Below are 12151 nucleotides of genomic sequence, written 5' to 3'. Positions count from 1 at the left end.
TTAGAATGTCAAGAATAGGAAAATTACCCATTAGTATCCCTGCTGGAGTGACAGTCACTCTGAAGGATAATGTGGTTACCGTAAAGGGACCCAAAGGCGAAATGAGCCAATATGTGAATCCTGCTATCAATGTTGCCATTGAAGACGGACACGTAACTTTAACAGAAAACGATAAAGAAATGCTTGATAACCCAAAGCAAAAACATGCTTTCCACGGTTTGTATCGTTCTTTGGTTCACAACATGGTTGTGGGCGTATCTGAAGGATACAAGAAGGAACTGGAACTTGTTGGTGTAGGTTATCGTGCTTCTAACCAAGGTAACATCATTGAGCTTGCTTTAGGTTATACACACAATATTTTCATTCAATTACCTGCTGAGGTAAAAGTTGAAACTAAGTCTGAAAGAAATAAGAATCCTCTTATTATATTGGAATCGTGTGACAAACAATTGCTTGGTCAAGTTTGCTCTAAAATACGTTCTTTCCGTAAGCCTGAACCATACAAGGGTAAAGGTATTAAGTTTGTTGGCGAAGTAATTCGTAGAAAGTCTGGTAAATCAGCCGGCGCTAAGTAATTCATATAAAATTAGATTATTATGACAACAAAAATAGAAAGACGAGTTAAGATCAAATATAGAGTACGCAACAAAATTTCAGGTACTACTGAATGTCCGCGTATGAGTGTATTTAGAAGTAACAAGCAAATTTATGTCCAGATTATCGATGATCTTTCTGGTAAGACACTGGCTGCCGCTTCTTCTTTAGGTTTGACTGATAAAGTTGCTAAAAAAGAACAAGCTGCTAAAGTGGGTGAAATGATTGCTAAAAAGGCACAGGAAGCAGGTATAACTACTGTTGTTTTCGACCGTAATGGTTACTTGTATCATGGGAGAGTAAAAGAAGTAGCTGATGCTGCTCGTAACGGTGGACTTAAATTTTAATCATTATGGCAGGAGTTAATAATAGAGTTAAGATTACTAACGATATAGAACTGAAAGATAGATTAGTTGCTATTAATCGTGTTACTAAAGTTACCAAAGGTGGTAGAACTTTTAGTTTCTCTGCAATCGTTGTTGTAGGTAACGAAGAAGGTATCATTGGTTGGGGACTTGGTAAAGCAGGTGAAGTAACAGCTGCTATCGCTAAAGGTGTTGAATCAGCTAAAAAGAACCTGGTGAAAGTGCCTATTTTGAAAGGTACTGTTCCTCATGAACAATCAGCTAGATTTGGTGGTGCTGAAGTATTCATCAAACCTGCATCTCACGGAACTGGTGTTGTAGCTGGTGGTGCTATGCGTGCTGTATTGGAAAGTGTTGGTGTTACTGACGTTTTGGCTAAATCTAAAGGTTCTTCAAATCCGCACAACCTTGTTAAAGCTACAATCGAAGCTTTAAGTGAAATGCGTGATGCAAGAATGGTTGCTCAGAACAGAGGTATTAGTGTTGAAAAAGTATTTAGAGGATAAGGAGGAGATATGTCAACTATAAAGATTAAACAAGTTAAAAGTAGAATTGGTGCTCCAGCTGATCAGAAAAGAACTCTCGATGCACTGGGACTTCGTAAACTGAACCGTGTGGTTGAACACGAAAGTACTCCTTCAATTCTTGGGATGGTAGATAAAGTAAAACACTTGGTTGCCATTGTTAAGTAATTATTTGTTGAATAATAAAACGAAATTACAATATGAACTTAAGTAATTTAAAACCTGCAGAGGGATCTACTAAGACAAGAAAAAGAATTGGACGTGGAACTGGTTCTGGCTTAGGCGGTACTTCTACAAGAGGTCATAAGGGAGCTAAATCAAGATCTGGATACTCTAAGAAGATCGGTTTTGAAGGTGGTCAGATGCCTCTTCAACGTCGAGTTCCTAAATTTGGTTTCAAGAATATCAATCGTGTAGAATATAAAGCCATCAATCTGGATACTATCCAGAAACTTGCTGAAGCTAAGAGCTTGGCAAAAATTGGTGTAAACGACTTTATCGAAGCAGGATTTATATCTTCAAATCAGTTGGTAAAAGTATTGGGTAACGGAACTCTGACTAACAAGCTGGAAGTAGAAGCTCATGCATTCTCTAAGACTGCAACTGCTGCTATTGAAGCTGCTGGTGGAACTGTAGTAAAACTCTGATTCAATGAGAAAAGCTATTGAAACATTAAAGAATATATGGAAGATTGAGGATCTGAGACAGCGGATCCTCATCACCATATTGTTTGTGGCAATTTACCGTTTCGGATCATATGTCGTATTACCAGGTATCAATCCGGCAATGCTGGCAAAATTGCACGAACAAACAAGTGAAGGCCTTTTAGCCTTGTTAAATATGTTCTCTGGAGGAGCATTTTCTAATGCCTCTATTTTTGCATTAGGAATCATGCCTTATATCTCTGCATCTATCGTAATCCAGTTGTTGGGAATCGCTGTGCCGTATTTCCAGAAGCTGCAACGCGAAGGTGAGAGCGGCAGAAGAAAAATGAATCAATATACTCGTTATTTGACGATTGCTATATTGTTAGTTCAGGCCCCTTCTTATTTGCTCAATCTTAAAATGCAGGCTGGCCCTTCCTTAAATGCTTCATTAGATTGGACTCTGTTTATGGTTACCTCTACCATTATTTTGGCAGCAGGTAGTATGTTTATTTTGTGGCTTGGTGAAAGAATTACTGATAAAGGTATTGGTAACGGTATTTCATTTATCATCTTGATTGGTATTATCGCTCGTTTCCCTGATGCTTTGTTGCAAGAAGTTGTATCCAGAGTAGCAAATAAGAGTGGTGGTTTGATCATGTTTATAATTGAAATCGTATTCTTGTTATTAGTGATTGGTGCTGCTATTCTTTTGGTACAAGGTACAAGAAAGATTCCTGTACAGTATGCAAAAAGAATTGTTGGTAACAAGCAATATGGTGGTGCTAGACAATACATTCCTTTGAAAGTGAATGCTGCTGGTGTTATGCCTATCATTTTTGCTCAGGCAATCATGTTTATTCCAATTACGTTTATCGGTTTTTCAAATGTAAATGATGCGGGCGGTTTCTTGCATGCGTTTACAGATCATACAAGTTTCTGGTATAATTTTGTTTTTGCGGTAATGATTATATTATTTACATATTTCTATACTGCAATTACAATTAATCCGACTCAGATGGCTGAGGATATGAAGAGAAATAATGGTTTCATCCCTGGTATTAAACCGGGAAAGAAAACAGCAGAGTATATTGATGATATAATGTCTCGTATTACTTTGCCGGGTTCTTTCTTCTTGGCTTTAGTTGCTATTATGCCTGCTTTTGCCGGTATATTCGGAGTGCAAGCAGGATTTGCTCAATTTTTCGGCGGTACATCTTTGTTAATTCTTGTAGGTGTTGTTCTTGATACACTGCAACAGGTTGAAAGTCATTTGTTGATGAGACACTATGATGGTCTGTTGAAGTCTGGTCGTATTAAAGGACGCGCTGGTGTAGCGGCATATTAATTCTTTAGATTAGAAATGATATTTCTTAAAACAGAAGATGAAATAGAATTGCTCCGTCAGAGTAACCTGCTTGTTGGTAAAACTCTTGCAGAGGTTGCCAAACTGGTGAAGCCTGGTGTAACTACACGTGAGTTGGATAAGGTTGCTGAAGAGTTCATTAGAGATCATGGGGCAACTCCAACTTTCAAAGGATTTCCGAATCAATATGGAGAACCATTTCCCGCATCTCTTTGTACTTCTGTTAATGAGCAGGTTGTACATGGAATCCCAGGGGATATTGTACTGAAAGATGGCGATATCGTATCAGTGGATTGCGGAACTTACATGAATGGTTTTTGTGGTGATTCTGCTTATACTTTTTGTGTAGGAGAGGTGGACGAAGAAATTCGTAACTTGTTGAAGGTAACTAAAGAAGCGTTATATATTGGCATTCAGAACGCAGTGCAAGGCAAAAGAATCGGAGACATCGGGTATGCTATTCAGCAATATTGTGAGTCTCACTCTTATGGTGTAGTGCGTGAGTTTGTTGGTCATGGCATTGGTAAAGAGATGCACGAAGATCCTCAAGTGCCTAATTATGGTAAAAGAGGATATGGACCTTTGATGAAAAGAGGCCTTTGCATAGCGATAGAGCCGATGATAACATTGGGAGATCGACAAGTGATTATGGAACGTGATGGATGGACTGTGAGGACCAGAGATCGTAAATGTGCTGCACATTTTGAACATACGATAGCTGTTGGAGCTGGTGAAGCTGATATTTTGTCTTCATTCAAATTCATAGAAGAAGTTTTAGGAGATAAAGCAATATAATATGGCAAAGCAATCTGCAATAGAACAAGATGGAGTTATAGTTGAAGCATTGTCAAATGCAATGTTTCGTGTTGAATTAGAAAACGGACATGAGATTACTGCACATATTTCAGGTAAGATGCGGATGCATTACATCAAGATTTTGCCGGGAGATAAAGTGAGAGTCGAAATGTCTCCTTACGACTTATCGAAAGGAAGAATTGTGTTTAGATATAAATAAAATAAGATATGAAAGTAAGAGCATCATTAAAGAAACGCACGCCAGAATGTAAGATCGTTAGACGTAATGGCCGTTTGTATGTTATTAACAAGAAAAATCCTAAGTATAAACAACGTCAAGGATAATTTGTTATTTTTGCAAAAAAAATAATTAAGTATATGGCTATAAGAATAGTTGGTGTAGATTTACCTCAGAACAAAAGAGGTGAAATTGCGTTGACCTATGTATATGGAATAGGTCGCAGTAGTTCAGCAAAAATTTTAGATAAAGCTGGTGTAGATAAAGATCTGAAGGTTAAAGACTGGACAGATGATCAAGCTGCTAAGATTCGTGAGATTATCGGTGCAGAGTATAAAGTGGAAGGTGATCTTCGTTCTGAAATCCAATTGAACATTAAGCGATTAATGGATATTGGTTGCTATCGTGGTGTACGTCACCGTATTGGTCTGCCTGTTAGAGGTCAGAGCACTAAGAACAATGCACGTACTCGTAAAGGTAGAAAGAAAACCGTTGCTAATAAGAAAAAAGCTACTAAATAATAATTGTTGATATGGCAAAAAAAACAGTTGCAGCTAAAAAGAGAAATGTGAAAGTAGACGCTAATGGACAGTTGCATGTTCATTCATCTTTCAACAATATTATTGTTTCTCTTGCAAACAGTGAAGGGCAGATTATCTCTTGGTCATCTGCTGGTAAAATGGGATTTAGAGGTTCTAAAAAGAATACTCCTTATGCAGCGCAGATGGCTGCCCAGGATTGTGCAAAGATTGCATTCGATCTTGGCCTGAGAAAGGTAAAAGCATATGTGAAGGGTCCAGGTAACGGACGTGAGTCTGCTATTAGAACTATCCACGGTGCTGGTATCGAAGTTACTGAAATCATTGACGTGACTCCGCTTCCACATAATGGTTGTCGTCCTCCGAAAAGACGTAGAGTTTAATTTACCTTTAACTTACACAATGATCTTGATTTTGTTTTTGGATTACATTTAATTTCTCTCTGTAATCGCGGCTGCAACAAATTAAGTTCATGAATAAACAATTAAATATTTAAAAGAAATGGCTAGATATACTGGACCAAAATCGAGAATCGCCCGTAAATTCGGTGAAGGAATCTTTGGAGCTGACAAAGTTTTGTCAAAGAAGAACTATCCTCCCGGACAACATGGTAATTCAAGAAAAAGAAAAACTTCTGAATATGGTGTGCAACTTCGTGAAAAGCAGAAAGCTAAATACACCTATGGAGTTTTAGAAAAACAATTCCGCAATTTGTTTGAAAAAGCAGCTACTGCTAAAGGTATTACCGGTGAGGTACTCCTTCAATTGCTGGAAGGCCGTCTTGACAACGTAGTATTCCGTTTGGGAATTGCTCCTACACGTGCTGCTGCTCGTCAGTTGGTTAGTCACAAGCACATTACTGTAGATGGTGAAGTGGTAAACATCCCTTCATTTGCAGTAAAACCAGGACAATTGATTGGTGTTCGTGAAAGATCTAAATCTTTGGAAGTAATTGCTAATTCTCTTGCAGGTTTCAATCATAGCAAGTATGCTTGGTTGGAATGGGACGAAGCTTCTAAGGTTGGTAAAATGTTGCACATACCTGAAAGAGCAGACATTCCTGAGAACATTAAAGAACATTTGATCGTTGAATTGTATTCTAAATAATAATTAATTTCATGGCGATATTAGCATTTCAAAAACCTGATAAAGTATTAATGTTGGAGGCGGACTCCAGATTCGGTAAATTCGAATTCCGTCCGTTGGAACCGGGTTTTGGTATTACTGTAGGTAATGCATTACGCCGAATCCTTCTTTCTTCATTAGAGGGTTTTGCTATCACTACTATCAGAATCGATGGTGTGGAGCATGAATTTTCTAGTGTACCTGGAGTAAAAGAGGATGTTACCAACATTATCTTGAATCTGAAACAAGTGAGATTCAAGCAAGTAGTTGAAGAGTTCGAGAGCGAAAAAGTGAGCATCACTGTCGAGAATTCCAGTGAATTTAAAGCAGGTGACATAGGTAAGTATTTGACTGGATTTGAAGTGTTAAATCCGGAATTAGTTATTTGTCATTTAGATTCTAAGTCAACTATGCAGATTGATATTACAATTAACAAAGGCCGTGGTTATGTACCTGCTGATGAGAATCGCGAGTATTGCACGGATGTTAATGTAATTCCAATCGACTCTATTTATACACCGATACGTAATGTCAAGTATGCTGTAGAAAACTTCCGTGTAGAACAGAAGACTGACTACGAAAAGCTAGTACTTGAAATTAGTACCGACGGTTCTATACATCCGAAAGAAGCGCTGAAAGAAGCTGCAAAAATTCTGATTTATCACTTCATGTTGTTCTCTGACGAGAAGATCACGCTTGAAAGTAATGATACTGATGGCAATGAAGAGTTTGATGAAGAAGTATTGCACATGCGTCAGCTGTTGAAAACTAAACTCGTTGATATGGACTTGTCAGTTCGTGCCCTCAATTGCTTGAAGGCTGCTGACGTAGAAACTCTCGGCGACTTGGTACAATTCAACAAAACTGACCTGCTAAAATTCAGAAACTTCGGAAAGAAATCGCTTACCGAGCTTGATGATTTGCTGGAAAGTCTGAATCTGTCGTTTGGAACCGACATTTCTAAATATAAATTAGATAAAGAATAAAAAATGAGACATAATAAAAAATTCAATCATTTAGGTCGTACTGCTTCTCATAGAAGCGCTATGTTATCTAACATGGCTTGCTCTTTGATCAAGCACAAAAGAATCACTACGACTGTTGCAAAGGCGAAAGCTTTGAAAAAGTTTGTTGAGCCTTTGATTACTAAGTCTAAAGAAGATACTACGAACTCTCGTCGTGTTGTATTTAGCAACTTGCAAGATAAGATTGCAGTAACAGAGCTGTTCAAAGAAATCTCTGTTAAGATTGCTGATCGTCCGGGTGGTTATACTCGTATTATCAAGACTGGTAACCGTTTGGGTGACAATGCAGAAATGTGCTTCATCGAGTTGGTTGACTACAATGAAAACATGGCTAAGGAAAAAGTTGCTAAGAAAGCTACTCGTACTCGTCGTTCGAAGAAAGCTGCTGAAGCTACTCCTGCTGCTGTTGAAGCTCCTGCAACTGAAGCTCCTAAGGCTGAAGAACCAAAAGCTGAATCAGCTGAATAATTTTACAGTTATTCTTATAGATATAAAAAAGGCTACCCTCACAGGTAGCCTTTTTTGTTTGTCTGCCGTTTACTAATACTAAGATACATTAAAATATATCTTAATAGAACTTTTCATAGAGAGAATCTGTTATATTTGCAGGTGAATATGGCAAAATTTGTAAAGGTAATATTGTTTCTGTTGCTGACTGTTGCTTTTCATAGCATAGCAGGCAATGTTTCTACTGCGAAAGTGGTGGATGAACAGGAGCGTGCTATTACATATGCAATGAGACAGCATGGGGAAATCAGCGCACCGGATCTTCCTGGTAAGCCAGTGGCTGAACTGAACAACTTGCAAAGCCATCAGATATCTGTAACACGTATTCAACGTGTACAACTTGGAGAATATTTCTTTTCTTTAAAAAATGCGCTACAATGTTGTGCTGATCGTGATAATTCACTTTCACAACACTGGGGGCGGATTTATGGTACAACAACTTCCTATTATTGCCAGCCATCAAGTGAATACTATGTATATACTTTGAGGCGTATAATTATTTAGTAGTATATTTATTGGTATTGTTTATTTTGTGGTTACTGGTATCTTCTGTAATACCGGTGACTATATCCTTTTTATCTTTATATTTTTACTAATAATTTAAACTTTAAATATTATGGCAACTACTCAAACGATTGATGCTACTATCTTCGCATCTTCACACCCCGATATCGCAAAACGTACAAGTGTTTCAGGAGTTTTAATTTCTTCTGTAATGTTATTGGTCGGTATTTTAGCTTTTGCTTCTACTTTCGAATTGGAAGATAAGTCTTCTACGGTTAGTATGGCTTTGATGGTTCTGGGAACAGGTTTATTCCTTATGGGGATTTTCCGTCTCTTCTGGAAATCAAAAGAAGTTATTTATTTGCCAACCAAAAGTGTGGCTAAAGAGCATAGTATATTCTTTGATTTGAAACACATGGATGCTTTGAGGAATCTTGTGAATTCGGGTTCATTCTCTGCAGGTTCGAATATAAAGAGTGAGGCTAGTGGTAATATACGTATGGATGTGATACTTTCTGCTGATAAAAAGTTTGCAGCTGTACAGTTATTCCAGTTTATACCTTATACATATCAGCCAATAACATCAGTGCAGTATTTCACTGATGAACAAGCTTCAGCGGTAATAGCATTTCTGGCAAAAAGTAAAATGCAGTAAAAGTATATCTACAAAACCTGTTTAACTTTGTTTTTTCCGACACATTAAAACAGGTAGCTTGAAATTTTATATTCAGTTTGCTGCTACTAAATAAAGCAGGTTTTGGATGTTACTGCAATAGAAAACTTTGATTTTCATACAAGGATGGGGATTAGTCGTTAATGACGGCGATCCCCATTTTCTTCATTAAAAAGCAGGCATTCATATTTTGCGCAACTCCGTTTCTCATTTGGTAAGAGAAGGTGAGTTCGTTGTTCGTGATGTCAGCTTCGAAACAGTAATTCCGGATATTTTGTGGGAAAGAGTCCACTAAAGTTCCTAGCAACAAGTCATGAGTGGCGATGATGCCATTGGTGTTCATGTGCATGAATTGTTTGATGAGGGCGAAAGAACCTTTCTGTTTATCCATAGAGTTTGTACCTTTCAATATTTCATCAAGGATGATGAAAAGTTCTTCTCCTGCTTCAAGCTTGTCTATGATTAATTTAAGTCGCTTGAGTTCGGCAAAGAAATAAGATTCGTTGTCGGCTAAGGAGTCACTGGTTCGAAGGCTGGTGACGAGGCGAGCCGGATATATTTCCATCCGCTTTGCCCAAACGGGAGCCCCTATACATGCTAGTAGATAATTCACTCCTACAGTACGTAAATACGTGCTTTTTCCTGCCATATTGGCTCCTGTGATAATAATAAAGAAAGGACGTCTTTCAATGTCTATTCCGTTGCGTACACATTTGTTGCGATCCATTAAAGGATGCCCCAAAGCTTCAGCCTGCAGATGGAAAGATTGAGCAGCAATGGTAGGATAGATGTAATCCGGATGATTATATGCGAATGTTGCCAGAGAACAATAAGCGTCAATTTCTCCGATGGTTTCTATCCAGCGGGGAAGGTCAGATGCGTGGATTTCTTTCCACTTCTCGATTCGTATCACTTGGCGCAGCTCCCAGAATATCAGTCCATTGAGTATCGTGCTTATTAGCAGATTGCTTCGTTGATCGAGCGCGTTCATCAGTTTTGAAAGCTGGCGTACTGCTTGAGAAGCGGTTTGATTCTGACTTGTAAGTTCCGTTTTTAACTTTTGCAGTATATGACTTTGCATTTCTTTCTGTTCAGTGAGAAGAATCTGGTCAGCGTATGTCGAAAGAATTTGTAGCTTTTCTCCGTAGGTCGTTTGTAGTTTAGTGATTCCTTTAGAAAAAATAGTGCTGAATAATACAAAGCCAACAAACACTCCTCCTGCAATACTGGCCGAGATAATACCTAAAATGGCTAGACCTATACATAAGAAATTAATGATCGTTACCGCTGTCGGGAGGATGCGTAGAAGCGTACGCTTCCGATAATAACTTGGACTGTTTGCCCATTCTTTGATTTCGGTGGTATCGGCAGGTTTTCCTTTATAGAGTAAGCCGAGCAAGCGGATTTGTTGGCGATATTCTAGGTCTGTGGACAATTCATGTATAGCTTCCTGGCGATGTTCAATAGCTTCTTTGTTTTCCAGATGTGCATTGAACCAGCTTGCAAGATGCTGTTTGCCAATAGGCGTTGCAGTGCGGTTGATGTATTGGAAAAGAGAATGTTCGCCAAATACGTCTAAATCAAGAGTGTAGAGATGAGATGGATTAACAAATTCTTTTCCATCATCAAAATCAGAAAAGTCATATTGCATGGCGCGTAGCTCCTGCTCATTGATTTCTATTTTCTTTTTCAGAAAGTCTTTTCGGTAGAACCAGAAATTATGGCGTTTTACCAGCCAGATGAATAAGATAAAAGGTAAGATAGCGAAAGCAGAGAGACATAGCCACCCATCAGACCAAAAGATAATAGCATTTGCTACAGCTCCTACGAATAAGATCAGGCGGAGAAGACTGATATAATAGATACGTTTCCGTGCATTCTGTAACTCCAGTTCTGTTTTCTGAATGATTTGCTGATATGTAGTAATGATCTGTTCTTGTTTTTCCATGACAAATTTAATTCTTTTCCACAAAGGTAATATAATTCATGACGGTCGGGATAAGAGCTTGTTTTTGTCGAGAGCAGATTTACTGTTTATTAACGGAAGATAGAAAGGAATAACAAGCTCATATTATGACTTGTTTGGATAATGCCTTTATTAGCTGTAAGGAATGGGGTATATAAGTTCTGTTTCCGTTTAATAAGAGTAGGGGGCATTTCCTGATAGCAGCTTTTTTTCAATATTTCTTTTCTCATTCTTGCATTTATCCGCTAAAATTTATAACTTTCCACTCGAAAAGGCGTTAGACAGGAAAGGAGGATGCTTATGAAGAAAGGATGTATCTTATGTTTGCTGATAAGCGTGATTAGCCTTCCGTTAATTGCGCAGAATATTATTTATTCCAACCTGAAAGAGTTGCTGGCTCAACATGGTGATACCACAGCCGTGTTGCGTGTAGAAAAACGTTCCAGAAATCAGATTGTATTGACAGGAGGGGCTGATTACCGGATAACGGCCGGTGATGACGAGTTGATGTGTCGACGCTTGAAGAAGCGTTGTTTTGCCGTGCGTGACGAAAAAGGAGATTTATATTTGAATTGTCGTAAGTTGCGCTATAAAAAGTTACGCTTTGGAGCATGGTATGCCCCTGCCGTTCAATTGGGTAAAAATATCTATTTTTGTGCCATGCCTCTAGGCTCGGTTATCGGAGGAAACTTTGTAGAAGAGGATGACGTAAAACTGGGAGGGAATATTGGCGATGCTCTTGCCGCTTCAAGTTTGGTTACGAAACGCGTCTGTTATGAGCTAAATGGTGAAACAGGAAAAGTCGATTTTCTAGGAAAAGATAAAATGCTTCAATTATTGGAGAATTATCCGGAACTGAAACAGGCATATTTGAAAGATGATAGTCAGGAGGCGAAGCATACCTTTAAATATTTGTTGGAGTTGCGGAATAAACAAAAAAAGTAATTTTGTCGATCTCTGTTGGTATAGCAGAGAAAGAGTATGTTCATAATACAATCATGGTCATAGTGATATGATTAGGGTGCGGATTATGCAAATAACACAGAACTCATGGCTTTGATTTAATGGAAAAATCCGCTATCCATTTTAATAAAAGCCCTATTAGTCCGTTTGGATAAAAGACCTGCATTTGTATCTGTATAAAAGCATAAGAGACTCCTGACATTGCCTGTATCTTACCATTCTATTAAGCAGTAAATGTAATAATGCCTTTCTGATAATAAATCTGTTATTTCTCTTGTCTTTTATCTTCTTTTTTTCTATATTGCGAAGAGTTATAAGACTGT

The 12151-nt window shown here is 38.2% G+C and carries 18 protein-coding genes; 17 read left to right on the top strand and 1 reads right to left on the bottom strand.

Going from position 1 to position 12151, the window contains the following annotated elements:
* The first annotated feature begins 5 nt into the window (after positions 1-5).
* From rplF to BSCG_RS06355, 16 genes are all read left to right on the top strand, one after another.
* A complete protein-coding gene (rplF, locus tag BSCG_RS06285) occupies positions 6-575 on the top strand; it encodes a 50S ribosomal protein L6 (RefSeq protein ID WP_004296335.1) in 570 nt (189 codons plus the stop codon).
* 21 nt (positions 576-596) lie between these two features.
* The gene (gene rplR / locus BSCG_RS06290; RefSeq protein WP_004296334.1) at positions 597-941 is read left to right on the top strand and encodes a 50S ribosomal protein L18; all 345 of its coding nucleotides are present in this window, start codon (positions 597-599) and stop codon (positions 939-941) included.
* 5 nt (positions 942-946) lie between these two features.
* Positions 947-1465, top strand: coding sequence for a 30S ribosomal protein S5 (gene rpsE / locus BSCG_RS06295; protein WP_004296333.1), 519 nt, complete (start codon positions 947-949; stop codon positions 1463-1465).
* A gap of 9 nt (positions 1466-1474) precedes the next feature.
* Positions 1475-1651 carry a 50S ribosomal protein L30 gene (gene rpmD, locus BSCG_RS06300; RefSeq protein ID WP_004296332.1) on the top strand — a complete coding sequence of 59 codons (177 nt, stop codon included), beginning with the start codon at positions 1475-1477 and terminating at the stop codon, positions 1649-1651.
* 32 nt (positions 1652-1683) lie between these two features.
* Positions 1684-2130, top strand: coding sequence for a 50S ribosomal protein L15 (gene rplO, locus BSCG_RS06305; protein WP_004296331.1), 447 nt, complete (start codon positions 1684-1686; stop codon positions 2128-2130).
* 4 nt (positions 2131-2134) lie between these two features.
* Positions 2135-3475: a preprotein translocase subunit SecY gene (gene secY / locus BSCG_RS06310; RefSeq protein WP_004296330.1), complete on the top strand. Its 1341-nt coding sequence runs from the start codon at positions 2135-2137 to the stop codon at positions 3473-3475.
* 15 nt (positions 3476-3490) lie between these two features.
* Positions 3491-4288: a type I methionyl aminopeptidase gene (gene map / locus BSCG_RS06315; RefSeq protein ID WP_004296329.1), complete on the top strand. Its 798-nt coding sequence runs from the start codon at positions 3491-3493 to the stop codon at positions 4286-4288.
* A 1-nt stretch (position 4289) separates the two neighbouring features.
* On the top strand, positions 4290-4508 hold the full coding sequence (gene infA, locus BSCG_RS06320; RefSeq protein ID WP_002558052.1) for a translation initiation factor IF-1: 219 nt from the start codon (positions 4290-4292) through the stop codon (positions 4506-4508).
* An 8-nt stretch (positions 4509-4516) separates the two neighbouring features.
* Complete coding sequence (ykgO, locus tag BSCG_RS29005; RefSeq protein WP_002558051.1) at positions 4517-4633, top strand: type B 50S ribosomal protein L36; 117 nt, start codon at positions 4517-4519, stop codon at positions 4631-4633.
* Positions 4634-4666: 33 nt separating this feature from the next.
* Entirely contained in the window at positions 4667-5047 is a 381-nt protein-coding gene (gene rpsM, locus BSCG_RS06325) for a 30S ribosomal protein S13 (RefSeq protein WP_004296328.1), read from the top strand.
* Positions 5048-5058: 11 nt separating this feature from the next.
* Positions 5059-5448, top strand: coding sequence for a 30S ribosomal protein S11 (gene rpsK / locus BSCG_RS06330; RefSeq protein WP_004296327.1), 390 nt, complete (start codon positions 5059-5061; stop codon positions 5446-5448).
* Positions 5449-5566: 118 nt separating this feature from the next.
* A complete protein-coding gene (gene rpsD / locus BSCG_RS06335; protein WP_004296326.1) occupies positions 5567-6172 on the top strand; it encodes a 30S ribosomal protein S4 in 606 nt (201 codons plus the stop codon).
* Positions 6173-6183: 11 nt separating this feature from the next.
* Positions 6184-7176: a DNA-directed RNA polymerase subunit alpha gene (locus BSCG_RS06340; protein ID WP_004296325.1), complete on the top strand. Its 993-nt coding sequence runs from the start codon at positions 6184-6186 to the stop codon at positions 7174-7176.
* Between the two features lie 3 nt (positions 7177-7179).
* The gene (rplQ, locus tag BSCG_RS06345) at positions 7180-7683 is read left to right on the top strand and encodes a 50S ribosomal protein L17 (RefSeq protein WP_004296324.1); all 504 of its coding nucleotides are present in this window, start codon (positions 7180-7182) and stop codon (positions 7681-7683) included.
* A 147-nt stretch (positions 7684-7830) separates the two neighbouring features.
* Entirely contained in the window at positions 7831-8226 is a 396-nt protein-coding gene (locus BSCG_RS06350) for a hypothetical protein (protein WP_004296323.1), read from the top strand.
* A 112-nt stretch (positions 8227-8338) separates the two neighbouring features.
* Entirely contained in the window at positions 8339-8881 is a 543-nt protein-coding gene (locus tag BSCG_RS06355; protein WP_004310879.1) for a hypothetical protein, read from the top strand.
* A gap of 151 nt (positions 8882-9032) precedes the next feature.
* On the opposite strand, the gene BSCG_RS06360 is transcribed toward BSCG_RS06355, so the two are convergent.
* A complete protein-coding gene (locus BSCG_RS06360; RefSeq protein WP_008776909.1) occupies positions 9033-10847 on the bottom strand; it encodes a MutS family DNA mismatch repair protein in 1815 nt (604 codons plus the stop codon).
* Positions 10848-11165: 318 nt separating this feature from the next.
* Here BSCG_RS06360 and BSCG_RS06365 point away from each other — a divergent pair, with 318 nt between their 5' ends.
* Positions 11166-11810, top strand: a complete 645-nt coding sequence (locus tag BSCG_RS06365; RefSeq protein WP_004310877.1) for a DUF6563 family protein — start codon at positions 11166-11168, stop codon at positions 11808-11810.
* Positions 11811-12151 lie beyond the last annotated feature (341 nt).

Source organism: Bacteroides sp. 2_2_4 (assembly GCF_000157055.1).
Lineage (GTDB): Bacteria > Bacteroidota > Bacteroidia > Bacteroidales > Bacteroidaceae > Bacteroides > Bacteroides ovatus.
The sequence above is the reverse complement of the archived record's forward strand: the minus strand, read 5'-3'. Positions and strand labels throughout refer to the sequence as shown.